This is a genomic window from Streptomyces liliifuscus, from assembly GCF_016598615.1.
Taxonomy (GTDB): Bacteria; Actinomycetota; Actinomycetes; order Streptomycetales; family Streptomycetaceae; genus Streptomyces; species Streptomyces liliifuscus.
Map to the genome: position 1 here is coordinate 2,946,117 of NZ_CP066831.1, position 26,521 is coordinate 2,972,637.

Annotated in this window: 21 protein-coding genes and 2 pseudogenes; 19 read left to right on the forward strand and 4 right to left on the reverse strand. The window is 70.6% G+C overall.

The window, feature by feature from the left end:
• Nucleotides 1-71: 71 nt before the first annotated feature.
• On the reverse strand, nt 72-911 hold the full coding sequence (locus tag JEQ17_RS12465) for a GntR family transcriptional regulator (protein WP_200395329.1): 840 nt from the start codon (nt 909-911) through the stop codon (nt 72-74).
• 261 nt (nt 912-1,172) lie between these two features.
• Between JEQ17_RS12465 and JEQ17_RS12470 the strand changes: the two genes are divergently transcribed.
• The 5 genes from JEQ17_RS12470 to JEQ17_RS12490 all read left to right on the forward strand — a co-directional run bounded on the left by JEQ17_RS12470 (nt 1,173) and on the right by JEQ17_RS12490 (nt 7,394).
• The gene (locus tag JEQ17_RS12470) at nt 1,173-2,441 is read left to right on the forward strand and encodes an extracellular solute-binding protein (protein ID WP_234048171.1); all 1,269 of its coding nucleotides are present in this window, start codon (nt 1,173-1,175) and stop codon (nt 2,439-2,441) included.
• A 55-nt stretch (nt 2,442-2,496) separates the two neighbouring features.
• Nucleotides 2,497-3,486 carry a carbohydrate ABC transporter permease gene (locus JEQ17_RS12475; protein WP_200395330.1) on the forward strand — a complete coding sequence of 330 codons (990 nt, stop codon included), beginning with the start codon at nt 2,497-2,499 and terminating at the stop codon, nt 3,484-3,486.
• Complete coding sequence (locus JEQ17_RS12480; RefSeq protein ID WP_200395331.1) at nt 3,483-4,322, forward strand: carbohydrate ABC transporter permease; 840 nt, start codon at nt 3,483-3,485, stop codon at nt 4,320-4,322. The genes JEQ17_RS12475 and JEQ17_RS12480 overlap by 4 nt, the downstream gene beginning before the upstream one ends.
• A gap of 37 nt (nt 4,323-4,359) precedes the next feature.
• Complete coding sequence (locus JEQ17_RS12485) at nt 4,360-5,892, forward strand: beta-N-acetylhexosaminidase (protein ID WP_200395332.1); 1,533 nt, start codon at nt 4,360-4,362, stop codon at nt 5,890-5,892.
• Nucleotides 5,893-5,966: 74 nt separating this feature from the next.
• Nucleotides 5,967-7,394 carry a cellulose binding domain-containing protein gene (locus JEQ17_RS12490; RefSeq protein WP_200395333.1) on the forward strand — a complete coding sequence of 476 codons (1,428 nt, stop codon included), beginning with the start codon at nt 5,967-5,969 and terminating at the stop codon, nt 7,392-7,394.
• Nucleotides 7,395-7,541: 147 nt separating this feature from the next.
• Here the strand turns inward: JEQ17_RS12490 and JEQ17_RS50855 are convergent.
• Nucleotides 7,542-7,986: pseudogene (locus JEQ17_RS50855) on the reverse strand (transposase); the annotation flags it as partial.
• A gap of 165 nt (nt 7,987-8,151) precedes the next feature.
• Nucleotides 8,152-8,469 (reverse strand): annotated as a pseudogene (locus tag JEQ17_RS50860) (MarR family transcriptional regulator); the annotation flags it as partial.
• Between the two features lie 148 nt (nt 8,470-8,617).
• Here JEQ17_RS50860 and JEQ17_RS12500 point away from each other — a divergent pair.
• The 14 genes from JEQ17_RS12500 to JEQ17_RS12565 all read left to right on the forward strand — a co-directional run bounded on the left by JEQ17_RS12500 (nt 8,618) and on the right by JEQ17_RS12565 (nt 25,720).
• Complete coding sequence (locus tag JEQ17_RS12500; RefSeq protein WP_234048172.1) at nt 8,618-10,222, forward strand: peptide ABC transporter substrate-binding protein; 1,605 nt, start codon at nt 8,618-8,620, stop codon at nt 10,220-10,222.
• A gap of 79 nt (nt 10,223-10,301) precedes the next feature.
• Nucleotides 10,302-11,738: a M14 family zinc carboxypeptidase gene (locus JEQ17_RS12505; protein ID WP_200395335.1), complete on the forward strand. Its 1,437-nt coding sequence runs from the start codon at nt 10,302-10,304 to the stop codon at nt 11,736-11,738.
• Nucleotides 11,735-12,658: an ABC transporter permease gene (locus JEQ17_RS12510; protein WP_200395336.1), complete on the forward strand. Its 924-nt coding sequence runs from the start codon at nt 11,735-11,737 to the stop codon at nt 12,656-12,658. Before JEQ17_RS12505 ends, JEQ17_RS12510 begins: the two co-directional genes overlap by 4 nt.
• Nucleotides 12,651-13,565 (forward strand): ABC transporter permease, encoded by a 915-nt coding sequence (locus JEQ17_RS12515; protein WP_200395337.1) that lies wholly within the window; start codon nt 12,651-12,653, stop codon nt 13,563-13,565. The genes JEQ17_RS12510 and JEQ17_RS12515 overlap by 8 nt, the downstream gene beginning before the upstream one ends.
• A gap of 7 nt (nt 13,566-13,572) precedes the next feature.
• Nucleotides 13,573-14,574: an ABC transporter ATP-binding protein gene (locus tag JEQ17_RS12520; RefSeq protein ID WP_234048173.1), complete on the forward strand. Its 1,002-nt coding sequence runs from the start codon at nt 13,573-13,575 to the stop codon at nt 14,572-14,574.
• Entirely contained in the window at nt 14,564-15,592 is a 1,029-nt protein-coding gene (locus JEQ17_RS12525; RefSeq protein WP_200395338.1) for an ABC transporter ATP-binding protein, read from the forward strand. The genes JEQ17_RS12520 and JEQ17_RS12525 overlap by 11 nt, the downstream gene beginning before the upstream one ends.
• A gap of 80 nt (nt 15,593-15,672) precedes the next feature.
• Nucleotides 15,673-16,293, forward strand: coding sequence for an FMN-binding negative transcriptional regulator (locus tag JEQ17_RS12530; RefSeq protein WP_200395339.1), 621 nt, complete (start codon nt 15,673-15,675; stop codon nt 16,291-16,293).
• Complete coding sequence (locus JEQ17_RS12535) at nt 16,290-17,813, forward strand: amidohydrolase (protein ID WP_200395340.1); 1,524 nt, start codon at nt 16,290-16,292, stop codon at nt 17,811-17,813. The genes JEQ17_RS12530 and JEQ17_RS12535 overlap by 4 nt, the downstream gene beginning before the upstream one ends.
• A 269-nt stretch (nt 17,814-18,082) precedes the next feature.
• Nucleotides 18,083-19,279: a glycoside hydrolase family 64 protein gene (locus JEQ17_RS12540; protein WP_407700048.1), complete on the forward strand. Its 1,197-nt coding sequence runs from the start codon at nt 18,083-18,085 to the stop codon at nt 19,277-19,279.
• 184 nt (nt 19,280-19,463) lie between these two features.
• Nucleotides 19,464-20,273, forward strand: coding sequence for a DUF4142 domain-containing protein (locus tag JEQ17_RS12545; protein WP_200395341.1), 810 nt, complete (start codon nt 19,464-19,466; stop codon nt 20,271-20,273).
• A gap of 170 nt (nt 20,274-20,443) precedes the next feature.
• Nucleotides 20,444-21,868 carry a DUF692 domain-containing protein gene (locus JEQ17_RS12550; protein WP_200395342.1) on the forward strand — a complete coding sequence of 475 codons (1,425 nt, stop codon included), beginning with the start codon at nt 20,444-20,446 and terminating at the stop codon, nt 21,866-21,868.
• Nucleotides 21,869-22,287: 419 nt separating this feature from the next.
• Nucleotides 22,288-23,136, forward strand: a complete 849-nt coding sequence (locus JEQ17_RS12555; RefSeq protein WP_200395343.1) for a DUF4142 domain-containing protein — start codon at nt 22,288-22,290, stop codon at nt 23,134-23,136.
• A 103-nt stretch (nt 23,137-23,239) separates the two neighbouring features.
• On the forward strand, nt 23,240-24,016 hold the full coding sequence (locus JEQ17_RS12560) for a TIGR04222 domain-containing membrane protein (protein ID WP_200395344.1): 777 nt from the start codon (nt 23,240-23,242) through the stop codon (nt 24,014-24,016).
• Between the two features lie 129 nt (nt 24,017-24,145).
• Nucleotides 24,146-25,720, forward strand: a complete 1,575-nt coding sequence (locus JEQ17_RS12565; protein WP_200395345.1) for an alpha/beta hydrolase — start codon at nt 24,146-24,148, stop codon at nt 25,718-25,720.
• Nucleotides 25,721-25,789: 69 nt separating this feature from the next.
• Here JEQ17_RS12565 and hemQ read toward each other — a convergent pair whose 3' ends face one another.
• Nucleotides 25,790-26,521 (reverse strand): hydrogen peroxide-dependent heme synthase, encoded by a 732-nt coding sequence (gene hemQ, locus JEQ17_RS12570; RefSeq protein ID WP_200395346.1) that lies wholly within the window; start codon nt 26,519-26,521, stop codon nt 25,790-25,792.

Below are 26,521 nucleotides of genomic sequence, written 5' to 3' on the forward strand. Positions count from 1 at the left end.
CGCCCGCATGGCCCGCGCTCCGCCTACGAGTCGAACCCGCCGGGAGAGCCGGCCGGGAGAGCCCGGCGGGCTCACGGTGCCGACTGGATGTCCCCCCGCGTGGAGGAAGCGATGGTGTCCCGGTGTGCGAAGTCGCCCGGGGGGATGCCGGGATGGTGTCCGAGCCCGGCCGGCGGCGCCGTGGCCGAGGGGTCGAGGGTGAGCCTGGAGACGATGCGGTAGCGGTCGCCGCGGTAGATCGAGTGGACGTATTCGACGGGCTGCCCCGTGGTGTCCGAGGTGAGCCGCTCGAAGAGCAGCGCCGGCGACAGCTCGGGCACGTCGAGCAGCTCGGCCTCGGCCCGGGTGACGACGGTCGGCTCGATCGCCTGCACCGCCTCCTGGACGTGCACGCCGTGCTGTTCGCGCAGGTGCTCGTAGAGGTCGCCGGCCTCCAGCTCCTGGGCGGACAGGGTGGGGACCAGATCGGCCCTGATGTGCAGATGCTCGATGGCCATCGGGGCGCCGTCGACCAGGCGCAGCCGTGCCACGTACACGATCTCGGCGGCGGGTGAGATACGCAGCTTGCGGCCCACGCGCGCGCCGGCCGCGAAGGTGGTGAACTCCAGCAGGCGGCTCGACCAGGCTCCGGAGGCGAGAGGCGCCGTCATGGTCTGCTGGCCGGAGACGAGTTCCTGGGTGATCTTCTCGGGTGCCACGAACATGCCTCGCCCGTGTTCCCGCACCAGAAGCCCCGCGGCGACGAGTTCGTCGACCGCCGCGCGCAGGGTCGGACGGGACACGCCCAGGCGGGCGCAGAGGGCGCGCTCGGAGGGGATCGCGTCACCCGGGCGGTGCGACTCGACGAGATCGAGGATGAAGTCGCGAACCCGCTCCCGCTTGAGCACCGCGCCCGGTGCGTCTTCCTTCATGCCGTGCCCCCTCATGCGCGCCAGCCGGTTTACCAGTTGACCAGTGGTCACACGCAACTGCCCTCCTGGTGGGGCGAAGTGTAACCGCTTCCGAACGGTGATCGCCCAGCTCCTGGCCGGTCAAGGCGTCAAAAACCCGGTCAGCGCAGGGGGTTGACGCCACACATTGGTCTATGCCAGTTTCATCCCCGCATCAAGAGGTGAGCTGTCCAGTGGGCTTCACTGGTCAGGTGGTTGGGTCATGTCCTCCAGAGGTGAACCGTGAAGCTCCGCTTGTTTGCCGGTGTGTCCGTGCTTGTGATGACCGCCGGGCTGAGTGCCTGCAGCAGTTCCTCCGACGACTCCGACGGCAGTTCCGGCGGGAGCACCACCATCGATGTCTGGCTGATGCGCGACAGCGTCTCGGCCGAGTTCCAGAAGGACTTCGTCAAGGGCTTCGAGACCGCTCACCCGGACATCGAGGTCAAGGTGCAGATCCAGGAGTGGGACGGCATCGGCGAGAAGGTCACCGCGGCCCTCGCCAGCAGTGACGCACCGGACGTGATCGAGACGGGCAACACCCAGGTCGCCCAGTTCGCGCAGAGCGGTGGGCTGCTCGACCTCAGCGACAAGGTCGACGAACTCGGCGGGAAGGACTGGCTCAAGGGCCTCGCCGAGCCGGGCGCCTACGAGGGCAAGCAGTACGGCATCCCGTACTACGCCGCCAACCGCGTGATCATCTACCGCACCGACCTCTTCAAGGAGGCGGGCGTCGACCCGGCCGCGATCAAGACGCGCGACCAGTGGATCGCCGCCACCAGGAAGCTCAACTCCGGTGACACGCAGGGCATCTATCTGCCCGGTCAGATGTGGTACGCCCTCGCGGGCTTCGTCTGGGACGAGGGCGGCGACCTCGCCACCGAGTCGGGCGGCAAGTGGCAGGGCAACCTCGACACCCCCGAGGCGATCCGCGGCATGGAGTTCTACGAGAAGCTCCAGGCACTCGGCAAGGGCCCCAAGGACTCCGACGAGGACAGCCCTCCGCAGGCGGACGTCATGGCCAAGGGGAAGGTCGCCCAGGTCATCTCGACTCCCGGCGGCGCCAACGTCGTCATCGAGAACAACCCCGAACTGAAGGGCAAACTCGGCTTCTTCCCGATCCCGGGGAAGACCGCCGGGACACCGGGTGCCGTCTTCACCGGTGGCTCCGACCTCGTCATCCCGACGGCTTCCGCCAAGCAGGACGCGGCCTACACGTTCATCAGGGAACTCACCGGCGACGCCTGGCAGAAGAAGCTGGCCGTCGCCATGAGCTACGTCCCGAACAAGACGACCCTGGCCGACGCGGTCGCCTCCGACCCGGGTGCCTCGGCCATGGCGGTCGGCGCCGCCGAAGGCCATGCCACGCCCAACACACCGGGCTGGGCCGCCGTCGAGGCCAAGAACCCGATCAAGGACTACATGACGGCCGTTCTCACCGGGGGCGACCCCGAGAAGGAAGCCGCCACCGCGTCCGACGCCATCACCACGGCGATGAACTCCGGCTCCTGACCGCCAACTCACCGGAACCGCACCGGAACCGCCAACGCACCGGAGGAAGAGTGCCGTGTCGGCCGTCCGAGAGCAGACCGCGCCCCACCCCCCACCGAGCACCTCCCGACCCCGGCGCACCACCGGCCCGGGACGGCGCGGCCCGTCGAAGGACGGCGGCCGCGGGATCTGGCCGTACGTCCTGATCGCACCCGCCGTCCTCGGCACGCTCTACCTGCTCGTCTATCCCCTGATCCGCGCCGTCGTGATCTCGCTGCAGGACTTCGGACTGCGTCAACTCATCCTGGGCGACGCGCGTTTCGTCGGGCTCAAGAACTACGAGACGCTGCTCGGCGACAGCCGCTTCTGGGAGGTCGTGCGCCGCACCTTCCTCTTCATGGCGGTCAACGTCGTACTGATCATGGTGCTGTCCACGCTGGTGGCGCTGATGATCGAGCGGCTCGGCCGGTTCGGCCGGATCGCGGTCCTCAGCGCGCTGGTGCTGACCTGGGCGATGCCCGTCATCGCGGCGACCACCGTCTTCCAGTGGCTGTTCCACTCGGAGTTCGGCATCGTCAACGCGGTCCTGACGGACCTGGGGTTCGAGTCCTTCGACCGCTACCCCTGGTTCGCGCACGGACCGGCCGCGTTCGCCATCCTGGTCGCCCTGATCGTGTGGCAGTCCGTGCCGTTCGCGGCGATCACCCTCTACTCGGCCCTCACCACGGTGCCCACCGAGCTGTACGAGTCGGCCCGGCTGGACGGGGCGTCGGGGCCGCGGATATTCCGCTCCATCACCCTTCCGATCGTCCGGCCGATCTTCATGCTGGTGCTCTCGCTCGAAGTGATCTGGACCTTCAAGGCGTTCGTCCAGATCTGGGTGATGACCAACGGCGGGCCGGGCGACGCGACCACGATCCTGCCCGTGTACGCGGTGCAGACCGCCCTGTCGAGCCAGCGCTACGACCTCGGCTCGGCGGCCTCCATGGTCACCGTCGTGCTGATGTCGGGCGTGCTCGTCCTCTACTTCCGCCAGATGTTCCGCCAGGAGGACGAGCTCTCATGAGCACGACCCGGCCCCGCGTACGCCGCATCCCTCTGAACGCCGCCGCCGTCGTCACGGTCGTGGTCTGCCTGTTCCCGGTCTACTGGATGGTCGCCACCGCGTTCACCCCGAGCCGCGACATCCAGTCCGACAACCCCCGGTTCCTCCCACGGAGTTGGACGCTGGACCACTTCCGCACGGCCGTCGGCGCCGACGGCTTCGGTCTGTTCTGGCGCAACAGCATCCTCGTCACACTGAGCGCCGTCGTGCTCGCCCTCGTCATCGCGCTCGGCGCCGCCTACGCGGTCGCCCGGATGAGGTGGAAGGGGCGCCGGCAGTTCGTGCTCATGGTCTTCATCGCCCAGATGGCGCCCTGGGAGTCGCTGATCATCCCGGTCTACATCATCTCCCGGGACACCGACATGCTCGACCGGCTGCCGACCCTGACCCTCGTCTACTTCATGATGACGCTGCCCTTCACCCTCATCGTCCTGCGCGGCTTCATCGACACGATCCCTCCGGAGCTGGAGGAGTCCGCACAGGTCGACGGCTGCACCCGGCCCGGCGCGTTCCGGCACATCGCGTTCCCGCTGCTCGCACCGGGTCTGATGGCCACCTCGCTGTTCGGCTACATCACCGCCTGGAACGAGTTCACGTACGCCAACTTCCTGATCATCAAGCAGCAGGACAACCGCACCCTGCCCGTGTGGCTGTCCTCGTTCCAGAACGTGTTCGGCACCGACTGGGGCGCCACCATGGCCGCCTCGACCCTCTTCGCCGCCCCGGCACTCGTGGTGTTCCTGGCGCTCCAGCGCCATGTCACCTCGGGCTTCGCCGCCGGCGCGGTCAAGGGCTGACCCCACGCACCCCCGCGACCCGTTCCGGAGGCGACCCGTGCCCGCACCCCGATCCGTACTCACCCTCGTCCCCCGCCCCAGCGAGGCCGCGCTCCGGCCGGGACACTTCACCCTCGACGCCGACACCGCGCTGCGCATCGGCGCGGGCGCCGAACCGGCCGCGGAGTTGCTGCGCACGCTGCTCTCCCCCGCCACCGGTCTGTCCCTGCGGCCGTCCCCGGAGGGGCAGTTGGCCCTAGCGCTCGACCCGGGACTCGGCGGCCTGGGCGAGGAGGGGTACGAACTCACCGTCGACCCGCACGCCGTGCTGCTGCGCGCCGCACACCCGACCGGTCTGCTGCGCGGTGTCCAGACGATCCGTCAACTCCTGCCCCCGCAGGCCCTGTCGGAGGCTCCGGAGCGCGGTACGCCGTGGCTGCTGCCCTGTGCCGACATCACCGACGTCCCGCGTCATCCCTGGCGCGGCGCGATGCTGGACGTGGCACGCCACTTCCAGCCCGTCTCCTATCTGCGCCGGTACGTCGACGTGCTGGCCCTGCACAAGATCAACGTGTTCCATCTGCATCTCACCGACGACCAGGGCTGGCGCATGCCGGTCGCCGCCCGTCCCAAGCTCACCGAGATCGGCGGCCATCGCGCCGAGTCCCAGATCGGCCCGGCCGGCAGCGGTACGTACGACGGCGTCCCGCATGGCGGTGCATACACGCGGGCCGAACTGGCCGCTCTGGTGCGGTACGCGGCCGCTCGCGGCGTGACCGTCATGCCGGAGATCGAGATGCCGGGGCATGTACGCGCCGCCCTCGCCGCCTATCCCTCGCTGGGCAACCACCCGGACCGCGCCCTCGACGTCTGGACTCGCTGGGGTGTGTGCGACACCGTCCTCGGTGTCCACGACGAGGTCCTCGACTTCTGCCGCACCGTCCTCGAAGAGGTCATGGACGTCTTCCCGTCGCCGTACATCCACCTCGGCGGCGAGGAGTGCCCCACCGCGGAGTGGACGCACAGCTCCGCGGCACGCGAACGGGCGGTGGCGGAGGGTCTGCCGAACCCCGAGGCGCTGCACGGGTGGTTCCTCGGACAGATCGGCGACTTCCTCGTCCGTCGCGGACGCCGACCGGTCGGCTGGGCGGAGACCGGCGCCGAACTGCCCCTGGACTTCACGGTGATGACCTGGCGGGACCAGTCCCACACCCTGACGGCGGCCCGCCGCGGCCACCCCGTGATCAACGCGTACCACCGGGCCACCTACCTCGACCACGCCCAGTCCGACGCTCCGCACGAGCCGCCTGCCCAGCCCGGCACCGTCGTCGATCTGCGCGCTGTCCACGCGCACGACCCCGTACCCGAGGACGCGGACGCCGAGGCGGCCGGGCGGGTGCTGGGCACCCAGACCCAGCTGTGGACCGAGTTCGTCACGACGCCCGCCCACATCGAGTACCTCACCTACCCGCGGCTGTGCGCCCTCGCCGACCGCGGCTGGAGCGGCGCGACCGACTGGGCCGACTTCCGTGCCCGGCTCGACGGGCACACCGCCCGGCTCGACGCGCTCGGCATCCGCCGCCACCCCTGACAGCTCCCCGCTCACACCCTCCCCACGCCTGTCCGTTCCGGGAATCACCCCCACCTTTCTGGAGAGGAACAACGATGAGATTCGCGAAGAAGAGGCTGCGCGCCACCGCACACACCGCCGTCGCCGTGGCCATGGGCGCCGCCGCGCTCACCGCACTCCCCACCACCGCGAGCGCGGCCGCCGACGGGCTGAGCGTCCAGTACCGTACGAGCGCCACGGGAGCCGGCGCCGACCAGGCCGAACCCTGGTTCAAGGTGAAGAACACCGGCACCACGAGCGTGCAGTTGAGCGGCGTCAAGGTCCGCTACTACTTCAAGGCCGACTCGGCGGGCGCGACCTACCGCTTCGCCTGTTCCTGGGCCGTCAAGGGCTGCGCCAACGTCACGGGCACCTTCGGCACCCTCGCCAACCCGACCGCCACGGCCGACCGTTACCTGGAGGTCGGCTTCACCTCCGGTGCCGGTTCGCTCGCCCCGGGCGCCGACACCGGCGACCTGCAACTGCGCTTCTTCCAGTCGAACTGGGCGTCGCTGAACCAGAGCGACGACTACTCCTTCGGCGCGTCCCGGACGTCGTACGGCGACTGGACCAAGGTCACGGCCCAGCTGGGAGGCACCCTCCTGTGGGGCGAGGCCCCCGCCGGCAACGGGCCGACGGATCCGCCCACCGACCCGCCGACCGACCCTCCGGCCGAGGGCGCCGCGCTGTTCGACGACTTCAACTACAGCGGCCACACCGACCCGAGGATCTCGGCGAACGGCTGGAACGTGCGCTCCAACTCCGGTGGCCCCGGCGTGCCCGGTGCCACCTGGGCGCCCGAGAACGTCACCTTCTCCACGACCGGCGGCAACTCCATCATGAACCTGGAGACCTCGACCGCCGGCACCGCGGCGAGCACCGAGCAGACCGAGATCCTCACCAGGGCGACGAAGTTCAAGAACGGCACCTACGCGGCCCGGGTCAGGTTCAGCGACGCCCCCAAGTACGGCCCGGACGGCGACCGTCTCGTCCAGACGTTCTTCACCATCAACGACCTCAAGGCACCGATGGCGGACGACTACGCCGAGTACGACTTCGAGTACCTGCCCAACGGCGGCTGGGGCGAGCCGGCCAACATCCTCTACACGACGTCCTGGGAGACCTACCAGCCCGACCCGTGGGTGGCGGTCAACCAGCACACCGAAGCCCGCCAGAGCTTCAGCGGCTGGCACGACCTGGTGCTGACCATCGACAACAGCACCATCAAGTACTACGTCGACGGCCAGCTCTTCGGCACCCACGGCGCCCAGTACCTGCCGGAGCGGCCCATGTCGATCAACTTCAACCAGTGGCTGATCGACCTCGCGGGCCAGACCAGCACCACCGCGCGGGCGTACGACCAGCAGGTCGACTACGTCCTGCACGTCAAGGACCAGGTGCTCACGCCGGCCCAGGTCACGGCCAGGCTCAACGCGTACCGCGGCGCGGGCACCAGGTTCGAGGACACCGTTCCCGGCGCCTGACCTGTCCCTGACCGGCCCGGGGCCGACCCCGGGCCGGTCACCCTCCGCTGCCGGGCCTGCGGTTGGCGGCCGTCCCGACGATCACCGAGCACCATGCGAGGTCCGCGGCGTCCACGGGCGCCGCGGACAGGGTGTCGAGCCAGCGCTGCCAGAGGTCCGCCCTGCTCCACGCGGTGAAGCGGCGGTGCGCGGTGGAGTGCGAGACCCCGAACTGCGCCGGGAGCTGCTGCCAGCTGCAGCCCGAGGTGAGCACATAGACGACGGCGGTGAAGGCCGCGCGTTCGTTGGCGGAGCCGGAGGCCAGCAGCGGCTCGGCGGCGGCCCACAGCGCGTCCGGTACGAGATGCCGTGCCAGGACCGGGCTCAGTGTGGCGGAGATGTGGTCGCGGATCTCCTCGTCGTCCGTCGGCGCGGGCGTCGACGACGGTTCCCCGGCCGCCGGGCCGCCCTCCTCCCGGAGTCCGGCGGCCGGGTCCGCGGTGTCGTCCGTCGGCCGGTCCGTCGCCTGGTCGGCGGCCTGGGACCGGTAGGTACGCCACTGTGCCAGCAGGACGTGGTGGCCCTCCCGGAGCCAGCGCATGTAGTCGCGCATGTTGCCCAGGCGGCGGCGAGGCGCCTCCTCCTCCGGGCCGAGCAGTTCCAGGGCCCGCTCGGCGAGCTGCTCCTGCCGGTTCAGATGGCGGCGTTCACCGGCCAGGAAGCTGCCCCACACGTCGTCGTCGACGCGGAAGTAGTGGCTCCGCTCCCCCGGCACGGCGTGCCGTCTGATGAACCCCGCCTCGACCAGGCGACGGGTCGCGAGCGAGACGGATCCGGCGCTGACCCGCAGGGCGCGGGCCAGGTCCGCCGACGAGACGTACGGAACATCCGTGATGAGCAGGTAGGCGATGACGCGGCCGTCCATCCGGCTGCTCCCGGCCGCTTCCCAGACCAGGCCGACCTCCTCCACGAACGACTCCCGGCTCCAACCGCCGGCACTGTCCCGATGTCCGGGGCTGTCGTGACGTCCGGAACTGTCGTGCGCGGTACTGGCGGGAGCCTCGCCGGGCATTGATTCCTCCTCGTAAACTTTCATCTCATCTTAAAAGTTTCGCAGCTTTGCATTGACATGGCATCTCAGCGACGCCCAGTATCCCGGTACGCGCCCTGGTGAGCACCCGGTCGCCCAGGCCCTTTCCCTGGGGCCGGGCCATGGCGCGCCCCTGCTCTCCCATGGAGTCGTCTTGCCCAGATCACCCATGTTCACAGCCCCGGCGAGCCTATCGCTGGCCCTGGTTCTCGCCCTCGCCTGTGCCGGTTGCTCCGGCGGCGCTGAAGACAGCGGCGGTTCGGCGAAGGCCGGCGGATTCTCGGTCGCCGTCGCCGAGCCCGACCATCTCACCCCGGGCCGCAGCACCGTCGGCTGGGACCAGCTGCGCGTGCTCTTCGCCCCCCTGGTCAAGGTCGACGCCAAGGGCGGGATCAGTTACGTGCAGGCGAGGTCGGTGACCTCCACCGATGCCCGGCACTGGACCATCAAGCTCAGGTCCGGCTGGAAGTTCCACAACGGTGAGGCGGTCACCGCCCAGAGCTACGCCGACGCCTGGAACGCAACCGCCTACGCCCCCAACGGCTGGGCCGGCAACGGCCAGCTCGCCGGCATCGAGGGCTACGCGGCGCTGAACCCGGCCAAGGGCAAGCCGAAGACCAGGACGCTCTCGGGCCTCAAGGTCGTCGACGCCACGACCCTGGACGTCACCCTCACCAGCCCGGACAGCCAGTTCCCACTCCAGCTCACCCCGAGCCAGCTCGGCTTCTACCCGATGCCGAAGGCCGCGTTCAAGGACCCCAAGAGCTACGACAGGAAGCCGATCGGCAACGGTCCGTTCCGGATGACCTCCGCGTGGAAGGCCGACGAGGGCACCACGGTCAACGCCTACGCGGCGTACCGGGGGCCGAAGCCCAAGTCGTCCGAGATCACCTTCAAGAGCTACGCCGACCTCAACACCGCGTACACCGACGTGCAGGCCGGCAACATCGACCTGGCCTATGTACCGGTCAGCAAGTACGGCCAGGCCAAGGCCGACTTCGGGGACCGGCTGCACACCTACGACGCGCCGTCGCTCGAGTTCATGGGCCTGCCGCTGCAGGGGAAGAAGTTCGACGACGTGCGACTGCGCAAGGCGCTGTCCATGGCGATCGACCGGTCCGCGGTCAACAAGGCCATCTACGGCGGCCTCTACACCCCGGCCACCTCCCTCACCCCGTCCTCCGAGGTCGGCGCCGAGACCGGCATCTGCGACGCCTGCGCGTACGACCCGGCCGCGGCGAAGAAGCTGCTCGAGGAGGCGGGCGGCTGGTCCGGCGAGCTGACCATCACCTATCCGGGCGGGCTCGGTCTCGACGAGCTCTACAAGGCGGTCGCCAACCAGCTCAGGCAGAACCTCGGCATCTCCGACGTCAGGGCCCAACCGACCGCCGACTGGGCGGAGTTCAGCGATAAGGCGTTCGGCGGGAAGATCACCGGGCTCAACCACTCGCACTGGGGCGCCCTCTATCCGAGCATGCAGGCGACCCTGCGCGGCATCTTCACCAAGGCCGGCGGCTGCCAGGTGTGCAGCCACTACAGCGACGGAGACGTCGACAAGCTGCTCCAGCAGGCCGACAGCGCGCCCGACACGACCGCGGCCGCGAAGCTCTACAACGACGCGCAGAAGCGCATCCTCCAGGACTTCCCGGTGATCCCGCTCTTCTACGGCAGCTACATCTACGCCAGCACTCCCAGGGTGACCGGGGTGACGGTCGGCCCGGCCGACGTCGAGCTCAGCCGGATATCCGTCGTCGGCTGACCGTCCCGCACCCCGTGCACGTACGCGTACGCCGGCACCCGCACCCCGCACCCCCGACATCCCGGAGATCCGCACCAGCATGACCGCCGCGACATCCGAGCAGTCCGCCCCCGCCATGCCGTCCCCCGGGAACTGGGTACGGCACGCGGCGACCGTCCCCGAGACCCACGCCTACCCGGCCGTGGACGAACTCCTCGCCTCCTTCAGGCAGTTGGCCGCAGCTCATCCCGGACTGGTGACCGAGAGCCGGATCGGCACCTCCACCCTCGGCGAACCCCTGTACTGCTTCACGGTGGGTGAAGGACCCGCGAGCCTCACGACGGACGGGGACGGCGGATACGTCGTCGTCGGCGGGGTGCACCCCAACGAGCCGGTCGGCGCGGTGACCGCCCTGCACCTGGCCACCGCCCTGTGCGAAAGCCCGGAACTGCGCGGGCACTTCGGCGGGGCCTGGCACATCGTGCCCTGCATCGACCCGGACGGGGCCCGGCTCAACGAGGGCTGGTTCGCCACCCCGACCGACAAGCGCAACTACGGACGCCACTTCTACCGGCCCGCCGGCAACGAACAGGTCGAGTGGACCTTCCCGTTCGCCTACAAGAAGGCGTGGTTCGACCGCGTACTGCCCGAAACCCTGGCGCTGATGCGGCTGTTGGACGCCACCCGGCCGCGCTTTCTGACCACCCTGCACAACTGCGAGGCGGGCGGCGTCTATTACTACATGAACCGTCCGGCTCCCGAGCTGTACGGAGTCCTGGCCGAGATCCCGGCCTCCCTCGGCATGCCGCTGGCGACCGGCGAACCCGAGGCCGCCCACGCCCCCGTGTACTCCCCGGCCGTCTACGGATGCATCGACATGAAGGACGCGTACGACTATCTCGAAGGGCTCGGGGTCGACGCAGCCGCCAAGATCGCGGGCTCGTCGAGCGCCGCGTACGCCGAGCGCTACGGCACCTTCTACTTCGTCACCGAGGTGCCGCACTGGAGCCACCCGGACGCCGACGACAACACGCCCATCGAGCGGCGCCACGCCGACGTGGTCCGGGGCCGGGCGCGGGCGCTGGGAGAGGCCGGGGCGTTCCTGGGCGGCATCCTCGACGCGGCGAACCCGCATCTGACCATCCGGTCCCCGTTCCTGCGGGCGGTCCGGGAGTTCGTACCGTCGCTGACCGAACTCGCCACGATGGAGTCGGCCCGCGCCGACGAACTGCCCGACCGGCCCGCCACCGTGTCCGAACGCTTCGACTGCGAAGCCGGTGTGCACAGTCTCCGCGTCCGCTTCGGCGGCATGCTGCTGCGCGCCCTGAACGCGGAAGTGGTCGCGGGCACCGCCACCCCCGAAGTACGCCGCTGCCACCGGGAGTTGCTGGAGACCTACGAGACGTGGGAGCGCGCGGCCGGCCCGGTCACGGGCGACCCGATCGCGATCTCCACGCTCGCCGGGATCCAGTACGGGGCGCTGCTGGCCGCCGCGGACCACGCCCGCGCCCTCGACATCACGGGAGACCCCGGATGACGTACCTCATACGCCGCCTGCTGGAGGCGCTGCTCGTCTTCTTCGGCATCAGCCTGGTCATCTACGCGATGACGTACGTCCTGCCGGGCGACCCCATCGCCGCGCTCGCCGGCGACCGGCCGCTCGCCCCGAGCGTGGCGCGGGCCCTGCGCGAACAGCACCACCTCGACGATCCGTTGCTGGTCCAGTACGGCCACTATCTGGCCGGGCTCTTCCACGGCGATCTCGGGACCGACTTCAGCGGGCGCTCGGTCGCCGAGCAGATGGCCGACCGCTGGCCGGTCACCCTGAAGCTGGCGCTGACCGCCTGGGGCATCGAGGCGGTCGTCGGCATCGGGCTCGGCGTGCTCGCCGCGCTGCGCCAGGGGACCTGGACGGACCGTACGGTGCTCGCGTTCACGATCGGCGCCACCTCCGTGCCGGTGTTCGTGCTCGCGTACACCGCGCAGGTCGTGCTCGGCGTGCAGCTGGGGTGGTTCCCGGTCGCCGGGAACACCGACGGCTGGCCGACGAGCTATCTGCTGCCCGCGCTGTGTGTCGCCGCCTTCGGACTGGCGTCGGTGTCCCGGCTGGTCAGGGCCGAGGTGATCGAGAACCTGCGTGCCGACTACGTACGCACCGCCGTCGCCAAGGGCCTCACCCGGCGCCGGGTGGTCGGCGTCCACGTGCTGCGCAACTCGCTCATCCCGGCCGTCACCTATCTCGCCATCGACCTCGGATACCTGCTCGGCGGCACCGTGATCATCGAGGGCGTCTTCAACCTCCCCGGCATCGGCCAGCTGCTCTTCCAGGCCGTCCGCGCCCACGCCGGACCGACGGTGGTGGGGGTGTCGACCGCGCTCATCCTGATCTTCCTGGCCGCGAGCGTCCTGGTCGACCTCCTCAACAGCCTCCTTGACCCGAGGATCCGCCATGACTGACGCCGCTCTCTCCCCTGAAAAGCTTGGGACACAAGGGACTTCGCCCGAGACTTCGTACCAGGCCCCGCAGGGAACCTGGCACGAGCTGCGCCGCAGGCCGGTGTTCCTCCTCACCGGCGGCTGCGCGCTGCTGCTCCTCCTGCTCGCCGCCGCGCCGGGGCTCTTCGCGGGCTGGTTCGGCCACGGCGACCCGACCGTCTGCGAGCTGGGCCACAGCGCCGAGGGCCCGGCCCCCGGACACCCCTTCGGCTACGACGTCCAGGGCTGCGACCTGTACGCCAACGTCATCCACGGGGCGGGCGCCTCACTCGGCGTCGGACTGCTCGCCACCGGCCTCGGGCTCGCCGTCGCACTCGTCCTCGGCTGCCTCGCCGGGATGGCCGGGCGGATCGTCGACAGCGTGATCGCCAGGATCACCGACGTCTTCCTCGGCTTCCCGTTCCTGCTCGGCGCGATCGTCGTCCTCAACAGCTTCACCACCCGGGATGTACCGACCGTGGCCGGAGTGCTGGCGCTCTTCGGCTGGCCGACCATGACCCGGGTGGTACGGGCGTCGGTACGGTCGGTGCGCGAGGCCGACTATGTGGTGATGGCCCGCGGTCTCGGCGCGAGCCAGTGGCACATCGTGCGCAGACACGTCCTGCCGAACGCCCTCACCCCGGTCCTCGTCCTCGCCACCATCACCGTCGGCGGTGTGATCGTCGCCGAGGCCGCGCTGACGTTCCTCGGTGTCGGGCTCCAACCCCCCTCGATCTCCTGGGGACTTCAGCTCGCGGGAGCCCAGAACTCCTTCCAGACCCACCCGCACCTGCTGATCTTCCCCGGGTTGTTCCTCTCCTTCACCGTCTTCGTGCTCATCACCTTCGGCGACACCGTGCGTGACGCCCTGGATCCGAGAGGCCGGTGACCCCGTCGTGGACCACACGCCCCTGAACGCACCGCTGTTGGACGTCCAGGACCTCACCGTCGACGTGCTGTCCCGGTCAGGCGCCGCCCAACGGGTCGTCCACGGAGTCTCGTTCACCCTCCACGAGGAGGAGACCCTCGCGCTCATCGGCGAGTCGGGCTCCGGCAAGAGCATCTCCGCGATGGCCGTGATGGGCCTGCTCCCGGCCACCACGGCCCGGGTCGGCGGCATCGCCCGCCACCGGGGCACGGACCTGTTGACGCTGCCCGAGGACCAGTTCCGCACCCTGCGCGGCAAGCGCATCGCGATGGTCTTCCAGGACGCCCTGTCCGCCCTCAACCCCACGCTCACCGTGGGCTTCCAGATCGCCGAGACGATACGGGCCCACGAGGGCGTCGGCCGCCGCGAGGCCCGCGCCAGGGCCGTCGAGCTGATGGCCCGGGTCCGCATCCCCGACCCGGCCCGGCGCTACCGCGACCACCCCCACCAGTTCTCCGGCGGCATGCGCCAGCGGATCATGATCGCGATGGCGGTGGCGCTCGGCCCCGACGTCCTCATCGCCGACGAACCCACCACCGCCCTGGACGTCACCGTGCAGGCCCAGATCATGGAACTGCTCGCCGAACTCCGCGAGGAGACCCGCTCCGCCCTGCTGCTGATCACCCACGACCTGGGGCTCGCCGCGGGCACCGCCGACCGGGTCGCGATCATGTACGCCGGGCGCATCCTGGAACAGGCCCCGGTCCAGGAGCTGTACGACCGGCCCGCACACCCCTACACCCGGGGGCTGCTCGCCGCCGTGCCCCGCCTCGACGGGGACACCGACGACCTCACCCCGATCCCGGGCAGCCCGCCGGGACCCGGCCTGCTGCCCTCCGGCTGCGCCTTCCACCCCCGCTGCCCCGAAGCCGGTGAGAGCTGCGCGACGCAGGAGCCGATGCTGCTCCCGGCCCCGCCCGCGCGCCTCGTCGCCTGCCACTATCCGCTGGAGGTCTCCGGTGCCCGATGACGTCCCGACCGGTGTCCCCCTCCTTGAGACCGATGTCCCGCTCCTTGAGGCCCGTGGCCTGGTCAAGCACTACCGGTCCGGCGGGCTGCCCGTCGGCGGCCGGCGCCGGGCCACGGTCAGGGCTGTCGACGGCGTCGACCTGACCCTGCGGCGGGGCTCGACCCTCGGCCTCGTGGGCGAGTCCGGATGCGGCAATTCGACCCTCACCCGCCTGCTGATGGCCCTGGACCGGCCCACCTCCGGCACCGTGCTCGTCGAGGGCCGGGACCTGCTCGCCCTCCCCTCGGCCGAACTGCGCCGCCGCAGGCGGGACATCCAGCTGGTCATGCAGGACCCGTACACCTCCCTCGATCCGCGGATGACGGCCCTGGAGATCGTCCGTGAGCCGCTCGACATCCACCGCGACATGATGCCGAAGAAGGAACGCGCCTCCTGGGCCCACGAGTTGCTGCACATGGTCGGGCTCGACCCCGGGCACGCGCACCGCCACCCCCACCAGTTCTCCGGCGGGCAGCGCCAGCGCCTCGGCATCGCCCGGGCACTCGCGCTCCGCCCGAAGATCCTTGTCTGCGACGAGCCCGTGTCGGCGCTCGACGTGTCCGTGCAGGCGCAGGTCATCAACCTGTTCAAGGAGCTGCAGCGGGAGTTCGGGCTCAGTTACGTGTTCATCGCGCACGATCTGGCCGTGGTGCGGCATGTCGCCGACGAGGTCGCCGTCATGTATCTGGGGCGGATCGTCGAGCACGGCGACCGCGACACCGTCTACTCCCGCCCCGCGCATCCGTACACCCGGGCGCTGCTCTCGGCCGTCCCCGATCCGGACCCGCGCCGGCGGGGCGCCACCGGCCGCATAGTGCTGCAGGGCGACCCTCCCAGCCCTACCCGACCACCCGCGGGCTGCGCCTTCCACACGCGCTGCTGGAAGAGCCAGGACCTCTGCGGCACGGAGCGGCCGGTGCCGACCGCGCCGGCGACCGACGGGCAACGGCAGGTCTCCTGCCACTTCCCCGAGAACTGACGGCCGAGAACCGACAGCCGAGAACGAGAACCGACGGACCGGAATCAACGGCCGAGAACTGACAGGACGGAACAGCGCACATGCTGGAGCAGGAGATCTTCCGGGTCGACGACCCCGGACGGATCCGTGATCTCGCGAGAGCCCACCCGTGGGCCACCCTGATCAGCCACACTCCCGACCGCGGACTGGTCGTCTCCCATCTGCCGGTCCTGGTCGACGACTCGCGCCAGGACACCACGCTGCTCGGCCACCTCGCCAGGACCGACGCCGGGAAGCACGAACTCGGCTCCCACGAAGTGGTCGTCGTGATCCAGGGACCGCACGGCTACATCTCGCCGAGCTGGTACGAGGAGACACCCCACGTGCCGACCTGGAACTTCACGGTCCTGCACGTCCACGGCCGCCCCGAGGTCCTGGACCCGGCGGACACCTACGACGTCCTGTCCGCCACCGTCGACCACTTCGAGGACGGCCTTCCCGAGCCTTGGCGGCTGGCCCGGGTGGAGCGCTACGCCCACCGGATCGCCGCCGCCGTCACCGGATTCCGGCTGCCCGCCACGAAGGTGACGGCCAAGGCGAAGCTCAGCCAGGACGAGCGCGAGGAGATCGTCCTCCGCCTTGCCGGGGCCCTCGAATCCGGCCGACCGTACGCCGTTCCCGAACTCGCCCGCGCCATGCGCGACATCCGGAGGAAGCCGTGACCCACACGAACACCGCAGCGCCCGGCACCCCCGCGGCCACCGCCGAGCCGCTCACCCTGCGCCGCGTCCACCTCGGCGCGGGCGGACCGCCGAGCGACGTCCGTATCGAGTCGGGTCTCGTCAACGCCGTCTTCCCCGCGGGCGAATCACCGCGGGATGACGGGCAGAGCCTCGACCTCGACGGCCGTACGCTGCTGCCGGGGCTGTGGGACTCGCACGTACACATGGTCCAGTGGGCGGGCCTGCGCCGCCGGCTCGACGTGTCCGGCGCCCGCTCCGCGCGGGAGGCCGCGGACGCGGTCGGCCGCCAGGCCGTCGCCCTGCCGGCCGGTGAGCCCATGATCGGCCACGGCTTCCGCGACGGACTGTGGCCGGACGCGCCCCACAAGGACCTGCTCGACGCCCTCGTCCCGGACCGTCCCGCCCTGCTGATCAGCATGGATCTGCACTCCGCCTGGCTGAACTCGGCCGGACTCGCCCTGGTCGGGCGCGGCGATCACCCCACCGGACTGCTGCGCGAGGACGAGTGCATCCAGGCCATGGCCGAACTGCCCACCGCCTCGGTGGAGTTGACGGACCAATGGGTGCGGGAAGCCTGCGTCGCCGCCGCCGCGCGCGGCATCACCGGCATCGTCGACTTCGAGTACGCCGACAACATCGCGGACTGGACCCGCCGGATGAACGGCGCGTCGGTGCCGCTCCGGGTGGCGGCCTCCATCTGGTCCCCGCAGCTGGAGGCGGCGATCAGCCGTGGGCTCCGCACCGGCCAGATCCTGGACACCCCCGGCGGACTGCTGGAGGTCGGACCGTTCAAGCTGCTCACCGACGGCTCGCTCAACACCCGCACCGCGCTGTGCCACGAGGCGTACCCGGGCGCGGTCCCCGGCGAGCCCGGCTCCCACGGACTGGAGCAACTGCCCCCGCAGGAGCTGGTGTCCCTGCTGCGCCGCGCCTCCTCCCACGGGATCGAACCCGCCATCCACGCGATCGGGGACCGCGCCAACGAGATGACCCTCGACGCCTTCGAGGCGGTGCGCTGCCACGGCCGGATCGAGCACGGCCAGCTGCTCGCTCCCAAGGACATCCCGCGCTTCGCCGAACTGGGCGTCACCGTGAGCGTCCAGCCCACCCACGCGGTGGACGACCGGGATGTCGCCGACCGGCACTGGGCGGGCCGCACCCACCGGGCGTACGCCTTCGCCGACCTGCTCGCCGCCGGTGCCGTCCTGGCGCTGGGCTCCGACGCCCCCGTCGCACCGCTCGACCCCTGGCTGACCATGGCGTCGGCCGTGACCCGGACCGGCGACGAGCGCCCGCCGTGGCACCCGGAGCAGCGGATCCCGGTGGCGGACGCCCTGGCCGGCTCGTCCCGGGGGCAGCGGCTGATCCGGGTCGGCGACCGGGCGGACCTGGTGGTGACCGACGCCGACCCGCTCACCGCGGACGCCCGGACCCTGCGCGAGATGCCGGTGCACGCCACGCTCCTCGCGGGTTCCTGGACCCACGGCCCGTCGTCGTGACGTGTTCCCGCACGAAGACGTGTTCCCGCATGAAGACGCCTTCCCGCACGAAGGTGTGCGTGGCCGTGGTCATCGATGCCGGCCCGACGATGACCATCTTGGTCTAGACCTTGACGTGTCCCACTCATGGGGAGACTCTGAGAGCGCTCTCAAACGACCGGAAGGGGCCGCGCCTCCTCTTGCCTCCCCATGACGGGACGCGGCCCCCGACCATCCGTCCGTCGCATTTCGACTCCGGTGGGAGAAGCCCACCTGGCAGGAGGACGAGCGTGCTTGCCCTACGGAAAGCGCTGGTGGCCCTGGTCGCCGCGGCAACCGTCACCGCGGGACTCACGACGGTGGGCCCCGCACCCCGAGCCGAAGCCGCGGTGCCCACGACCATCCCGCTGGACTTCAAGAACAACTCCGGGCGCGGCGACCAGATCTACATCTACAACATCGGGACCCTGCTCTCGACCGGCCAGCAGGGCTGGGCCGACGCGAACGGCACGTTCCACGCCTGGCCCGCCGGCGGCAATCCGCCGACCCCCGCACCCGACGCCTCGATCGCCGGACCGGCCAACGGCCAGACCAAGACGATCCGGATGCCGAAGTTCTCCGGCCGGGTCTACTTCTCGTACGGCCAGAAGCTCGTCTTCAAGCTGACCACCGGCGGTCTCGTGCAGCCCGCGGTGCAGAACCCGACAGACCCGAACGCGAACATCCTCTTCAACTGGACCGAGTACACGCTCAACGACTCCGGACTGTGGATCAACAGCACCCAGGTGGACATGTTCTCGGCCCCGTACGCGGTCGGCGTCAAGAACACCGCGGGCACCGTCAAGAACACCGGTCACCTGAAGCCGGGCGGCTACAACGGCTTCTTCAACGCCCTGCGGGGCCAGCCCGGCGGCTGGGCCAACCTCATCAGGACCCGCTCCGACGGAACCGTGCTGCGGGCCCTCGCGCCCGGCCACGGCATCGAGTCCGGCGCCCTGCCGAGCACCGTCATGAACGACTACGTCAACCGGGTGTGGGCCAAGTACGCCACCTCCACGCTGACCGTGACACCGTTCGCGAACCAGCCGGCCACCAAGTACTACGGCAGGGTCTCCGGCAACGTCATGAACTTCACCAACGGCTCGGGCGCCGTCGTGACCAGCTTCCAGAAGCCCGACTCGGACAGCATCTTCGGCTGCTACAAGCATCTTGACGCGCCGAACGACCTGGTGCGCGGCCCGATCTCCCGCACCCTGTGCGCGGGCTACAACCGGTCCACGCTCCTGACCAACCCCAACCAGCCCGACACGAGTTCGGCGGGCTTCTACCAGGACAACGTGACCAACCACTACTCCCGCAAGATCCACGCCCAGATGGCCGACGGCAAGGCGTACGGCTTCGCCTTCGACGACGTCGGCAACCACGAGTCCCTGGTCAACGACAGCAACCCGCAGACGGCGTACATCACGCTGGACCCGTTCAGCTGAGCGAGCCCGGCCCGACAGCGTGTCGCGAGGACCGGGCGGGCCCCGGTCCTCGCGACACGCCCGAACAACAAAAGTGACTCACCAAACATCGGCCGTTGAACACACCGCACGCCCCGCACGTATCTCCCTGCGCTGGCCAAGTACAGATTCCCAACGACCAGTTGGCATATCCCGGGAGGCACCTTTGCGGCGTATCAACGGCACGGCCCTCGTCATCGTGGCACTCGTCGGCACACTCGGCGCGCTCGCGTTCCCCGTGTGGTCGTACGCGGACCGCGCCGGTACGGGGCAGGCGAACCTCGCCTCCGGAACCGTACCGACTCGTTGGGGTCCGCTGACCGCCAATGACCGAGACCTGATCGTCCGCGTGCGGCTGGCGGGTCTGTGGGAGCTGCCGGCGGGGCAGCAGGCCGCTGAGCGCTTCCAGGACGGTCCGGTACGGGAGGCGGCCGACCACCTGATCGTCGGTCACACCGACCTCGACAAGCGCGCACGCAGCGTCGCCCGGGATCTCGGTGTCGAACTGCCGAACCAGCCCAACGAGCAGCAGCAGGGCTGGCTGAACCAGATGTCCGCGGCGTCGGACGAGGACTACGTGAAGGTGTGGGCGAACCTCCTCCGGTCCGCGCACGGCAAGATCTTCCCGGTGATCGGCACGGTCCGGAACCAGACGCGCAACACGCTGGTCCGTCAGCTCGCCTCGGACACCAACCAGACCGTGCTCGACCACATCACGGTCCTGGAGAAGACCGGCGCGATCGACTTCGACGCGATCGCCAACGACTCGGTGGCCGGAACGACGGCCAGCCCGAGCGGTCCGCCGCCGCCGGTCTCGGGCGTGGCACCGCCCGCGGCACCGCCCGCTGAGGCGTCGGGCGACATCCAGACCACCTCGCGGCCCTCACCGGGTGCGCCGGGCACGGTCAACACGAACCGGCCGGAAGCCGAGGACCCGGACAATCCGGGCGGGGCCTCGCCCACTCCCACGCCCTAGCGAGGGATGACCTCGGCCCGTCCCGAAGCTCAAATGTTGCTCTGAACGTCCCCGCCGATGGGTTCGGCCCCGCTTCCCGGGGCCATGACCCCGTCACGCCGGAACAACAGGTCCGTCGAAGGAGACGACGCACAGGTCCTGGTGAAGCCGTGGTGAAGGAGGGGGACGCGATGAAGCACTTGGGTACGGGGATCGGGTGGCGGCCGGAGATCGCGGCGGCCGTGGAGAGCATGCCCGGCATCGACTGGGTCGAGGCCGTCGCGGAGAACGTGTGCCCGGGGCATCTCCCGGAGTCGCTGGTGCGGCTGCGCGAGCGCGGCGTCACGGTGGTTCCGCACGGGGTGTCGCTCGGGCTCGGCGGCGCAGACCGTCCCGACGAGGGAAAGCTCGCCGATCTCGCGGCGGCCGCCGAGGCGCTCGGCTCCCCGCTGGTCACCGAGCACATCGCGTTCGTCCGCGCGGGCGGGGCCCTCACCGCCTCGCCCCGCCTGGAGGCCGGGCATCTGCTGCCCGTCCCCCGCACCCGGGACGCCCTCGACGTCCTCTGCGAGAACATCCGCATCGCCCAGGACGCGCTGCCCGTGCCGCTCGCGGTGGAGAACATCGCGGCGCTGATCTCCTGGCCGGGCGAGGAGATGACCGAGGGACAGTTCCTGTACGACCTGGCCGACCGCACCGGCGTACGCCTCCTCATCGACGTGGCCAACCTCCACACCAACCACGTCAACCGCGGCGAGGACCCCGCCAAGGCCCTGGACGAACTGCCCGTCGAGGCGATCGCGTACGTCCATGTCGCCGGCGGCTTCGAGCGCGACGGTGTCTGGCACGACAGCCACGCCCACGCCGTGCCGCCTGCCGTTCTCGCGATCCTCGCCGACCTGTCCTCCCGGGTCCGCCCGCCGGGCGTGCTCCTGGAGCGCGACGAGAACTTCCCCACCCCGGCCGAGCTGGAGCGAGAGCTGACGGCGATCCGGGAGACGGTGGCGAAGGGCGCTCTTTCGGTGGTTCCGAAGGCATCGGAGGCGCCGGAGCCGACGAAGGTCGCGGACGAGGCTGCCGCCGAATCCGCCGCCGAGCGGGCATCCATCGACGTCACCTCCGACGGCTCCGGAACCGCCGGACCGGATTCCGGCGACCGCCCGGGCTCCGGTGACGCGCTGAAGGCATCACCGTCCACCGACCCCTCCCGTCAGCGGCTCGCCCTCGCGCAGGCTGCCCTGTTGTCCGCGCTGGTCGCCGGGACGCCCGTGCCGGAGGGCTTCGACGGGACCCGGCTGTCGGTGCAGGCCCGGGCGCTGGCGGGCAAGCGGGCCGATGTCGTGGCCAAGGTCGCGCCCGAGCTGCCGGAGATTCTGGCGGGGGCGTACCGCAAGACGTTCGTCGCGTACGCGCACGGCCACCCGATGACCGGCGGCTACCGGCGGGACGCGCTGGACTTCGCCGAGCATCTGCTTCTGGGCGGCCGGCTGGACGACCCGGACGTACGGCGGCGGGTGAGCGACTGGTGGCTGGAGCGCTCGGGCCCGGCGCCGCTGTCGCAGCACCCGGCGGCCCGGCTGGCCCGCGCCACGCGACGGGTACTGCTGAGGCGCTGAGGCGCGTCCCGCCCAGGCGCCGACAGGTCCGACCGGGGCGTTGAGAACGAGTCGACGCCGGGCGTAGAGGCCTTCGTCACCGCGTGACATCGCTCACCGGACGACATGGGCGCCGGATCTGTACAGCACCGCGGACCCCTTGCCTGCTCAGTGCCCCTGCCCCGAAGGCCGGGCGCGCGGGCTCGCATCCGGCCGACGCCGGGCGCACCCCGCGTGTGCGCGTGGTGCGCGGAAGCCCGCCCGTCGTCGTCCGCGCGCCGCGACACCGTCTCCACCTGCGAAAACACCCCACCTGCGGCTGTCTGTCCGGATTCGCACGGCAACCGTCCGAACCCGTACCTCAGTTGGCGTACGCCGCGCAGTAATATTCCAGCCCGACCCGAAGCGCACTAACGTGCGGTGCCGCAACAGGAGGCACCATGCGATCCATCAACAGCCGCAGACTGTTCAGCGGCACCGGGCTCATCGTCACGGGCCTGGCGGCGACCCTCGTGGCGCTGATCTTCCCGATCTGGTCGTACTCGGACCGGTCGGGCACCGGTGTGGACACGCTGAACGCCCAGACCTTGTCGACGAGGTACGGTCCGCTGTCCGCGCTGGACCGGGACTTCGTCACCAAGGTGCGGCTCGCGGGCCTGTGGGAGCTGCCCGCCGGCCAGCAGGCCGGGGAACGCGGCACGACCCAGGCGGTCAAGACCGCCGGCGAGCACCTCGTGGAGGGGCACACGTTCCTGGACGAGCGGGTGCGTGAAGTGGCCTCGCAGCTCGGACTCCAGCTGCCCAACCAGCCCAACGAGCAGCAGCAGGCGTGGCTCGGCACGCTGAGCGCGGCCCGGGGCGAGGAATACGACGTCCAGTTCGCGAACATCCTGCGCAAGGCGCACGGCAAGGTCTTCGGCCTGGTCGCCCAGGTCCGCGCGAGCACCCGCAACTCGCTCGTCCGCCGCCTCGCCGACGACGCGAACACCACGGTCCTGGACCACATCACGGTCCTGGAGGCCACCGGTCTCGTCGACTTCGACGCCCTGGCCCGGGACGCGGCCACCGCGAGCCCGCCGCCGCTCACCAACTCCCCGGCCCCGCCCGGTCCGACGGACTCCCCGAGCCCGGCCGTCCCGGTCTCCCCCTCCCCATCACCGACGTACACCCTGCCGCCGCCCGCGACGAGCCGTCCGCCGGAGGACGACGAGCCGAAGGAGACCAAGAAGTCCGAGGCCTCGAAGGACGGGGACAAGGGCGGGGACAACTCCGGGAACAAGAAGCCCTGACAACCGGAACGCAGCGAAGCGAAACGTCACACTGTGACGACGCTCCGTCCAAATTGTGAACAAGCCGTGGCGCGCCCCGGCCTCCTTCGCATAGAAATCCCGCATGTTCTGGGTCCTCCTCCTGCTCCTGGCCTGGGTCGCGGCCGGCACCACCTGCACGCGTCTGTGTCTGGCCTCCGTCCGCGCCGCCGCCGTCGTCGACGAGACGGACCGGTTCAACGGCCGCGGCCTCACGCTCTACGAGGCGGCGTTCCTCTCGGGCGGCCCCGCGCGGGTCGCCGATCTGACGCTGGTGTCGATGGCCCGCCAGCGCCGTCTGCTGCTCGCCCACACGGGCTGGGCGACCGTCGTGGACCCGCGCGGCCGGGACGAGATGGAACGCTCGGTGCTGGGCGCGATAGGCCCGGACGGCCAGTCACGGATCGCGCCGGTCCGTACGACCGCGGCCGCCGCGGACTCCGTACGCGTCCTCGCCGACCGCCTCGTCGCGGCGGGCCTCGCCGTGCCCGACGGCGCCCGCACCACCGTCGCGGGCGCCGTCCGCCAGGTGCGGGCCGCGGCGGCGGCCGTGCTGGTACTGGGCGCGGTCGCCCTGTTGATGCCTGCTCAGGCGCAGGAGAACCGGCCCCTGGTGGCCATCTGGTTCACGCTCCCGCTCATCCTCACCCTGAGCTGCCTCGCCATAGCCCGCATCGAGGTCCACCCCTACACGCGCTGGGCGTCCCCGGCCGGCCAGCATCTGCTCAGCGCCCTGGCCCGCCGCGCGGACACCGGCAGCGACGACCGTACGTACCTCACCACCGTGGCCGTACGCGGCATCCGCGCGATCGGCGAACCGGACCTGCGTGCGGCCTTCGCGCACCGCGAACCGCACGCCTAGAGCGCGCCCGGGACGCACGCCGGACGCGCATCGGGGTCATTGGGCCGACACCGGCGAGCCGGTGCTTTACTTCGCCAAGTACCAAACGAAACATCCCTTTTGTTGCTGCCGTGCACTGAAGGGAACGCGATGCGAGCTGCCGCCCTCTACGGAACGGCCGGGTCCCTGGTTCTGACCGCCGTCGTCGCCGCCCCCGCGGGCAGCGCCCAGACCTCGCCCGGCTGGACCGAACTGCGGGGCACGGCCGTCGCCGCCCAGCGCGCCGCCGCCGAGGGCATCCGGTTCGGCAACTGCTCGGAGGAGCAGGACACCCCGGGCAGCCTGCAGTGCGGCACGGTGGAGGTACCGCTCGACTACGCGCACCCCGAGGGCAAGAAGATCAAACTGACCGTCAGCCGGGTGAAGGCCACCGGCAAGGACGGCAGACGGCCGGTCCCTCGGCAGGGCTCGCTGGTCTTCAACCCCGGCGGTCCGGGCGCCTCGGGCATGTACTTCCCGCTGATCGGCATGATCCCCGAGTGGAAGCGCATCGCCGGGGCGTACGACCTCGTCGGCTACGCCCCGCGCGGGGTCGGCCGCTCCGCGCCGCTCTCCTGCCAGGACCCGAAAACGCTCCTGAAGGGCCCCTCGCAGTCGCCGACGTACCCCTCGGAGTCGTACAAGGAGGAGCGCATCGCGCGGGCCAAGGCGTACGCGCGGGGCTGCGTCGAGCGGTCCGGGCGCGAGATCCGGCACTTTTCCTCGCTCAACAACGCCCGCGACCTGGACGTCCTGCGCGCCGCCCTCGGCGAACGCAAACTGACCTTCATGGGTGCCTCGTACGGCACGTACTTCGCCTCCCTGTACGCGACGCTGTTCCCCTCGCACGTACGCCGGATGGTCTTCGACTCGGCCGTGAACCCCGATCCGGAGAAGGTCTGGTACCGGAACAACCTCGACCAGTCGGCCGCCTTCGAGGGCCGCTGGGCCGACTTCCGCACCTGGATCGCCAAGCACCACAAGGTGTACGGGCTGGGCCGCACGTCGGAGGAGGTGCTGCGCAGTTACGAGCGGGCGAGGGCACGGCTCGCCGCCGAACCGGCGGGCGGCAAGGTCGGTCCGGGTCAGCTCCGGAGCGCGTTCCTGCAGGCCGGGTACTACGACGACTACTGGCCGCAGCGCGCGCTTGCGCTCTCCGCCTATCTGAAGGGCGACCCGCAGCCGCTGATCCGGCAGGCGGGGCCGAACCCGGACGCGGTGGAGGAGCAGGAGAACAGCAAGGCGGTCTACACCGCCACGGAGTGCAACGACGCCCCGTGGCCGCGGGCCTGGCACACCTGGGACCGCGACAACACCCGGCTGGCGCGCGTGGCCCCGTTCGAGACCTGGGACAACGTCTGGACGAACCTGCCCTGCGCCTACTGGCCCCTGCCGCGCCAACGTCCGCTCGACGTACGGACATCACCCGGCGAGCTGCCGCCCACTCTGATCCTGGCCGCAGAGCGAGACGCGGCGACCCCGTACACCGGCGCCCTGGAACTGCACCGCCGTCTGTCCGGCTCGGCCCTGGTCACCGAACGGGCCTCGGGCTCCCACGGCATCGGCGGCGCCTCCAACGCATGCGTCAACGCCCACTTGGACGCGTACTTGCTGAAGGGCGAGCTCCCGGCACAGAACGCAACCTGCGCACCGCACAAGGAGCCGAGTCCGGCATCGCCCCTCTAGGGGCGCGGGGAACTGCGCGACCAGCCCCCACGCGCCCGCACCCGGCATCCGAGCCCACCCGCGGAGCGACTACGCGAGCCCCGCGACCAACTCGGCAACAGACTTCCGCCGCCCGGTATAGAACGGCACCTCTTCCCGGACGTGCATCCGCGCCTCGGACGCCCGGAGATGCCGCATGAGATCCACGATGCGGTACAACTCGTCCGCCTCGAAGGCGAGCATCCACTCGTAGTCACCGAGCGAGAACGAGGCAACCGTGTTGGCCCGCACGTCCGGGTACCCCCGGGCCATCTTGCCGTGGTCGGCGAGCATCCGGCGACGGTCCTCGTCCGGCAGCAGATACCAGTCGTAGGAGCGCACGAAGGGATAGACGCTGATGTAGTTGCGCGGCGTCTCGTCGGCGAGGAACGCCGGGATGTGCGAGCGGTTGAACTCCGCCGGCCGGTGCAGCGCCATGTTCGACCAGACCGGCTCCAGCGCGCGGCCCAGCTGCGTACGGCGGAAGAGGTTGTACGCCTCCTGGAGCTGGTCGGCCGTCTCGGCGTGCCACCAGATCATGAGGTCGGCGTCGGCGCGCAGCCCCGACACGTCGTACGTGCCGCGGACGGTGACGTCCTTGGCGTCGAGCTGGTCGAAGAGTTCCTGGACCTCGTCCGCGTACCCGGCACGGTCCGTGGGCAGCACGTCTCGGAGCTTGAACACGGACCAGAGGGTGTAGCGGATGACCTCGTTGAGGTCCTTGGCCTTCTTGCCGGCGTTCGGAATCCTGGCCTGGCCGGTGGTGGGGGCGTCGTCACTCAT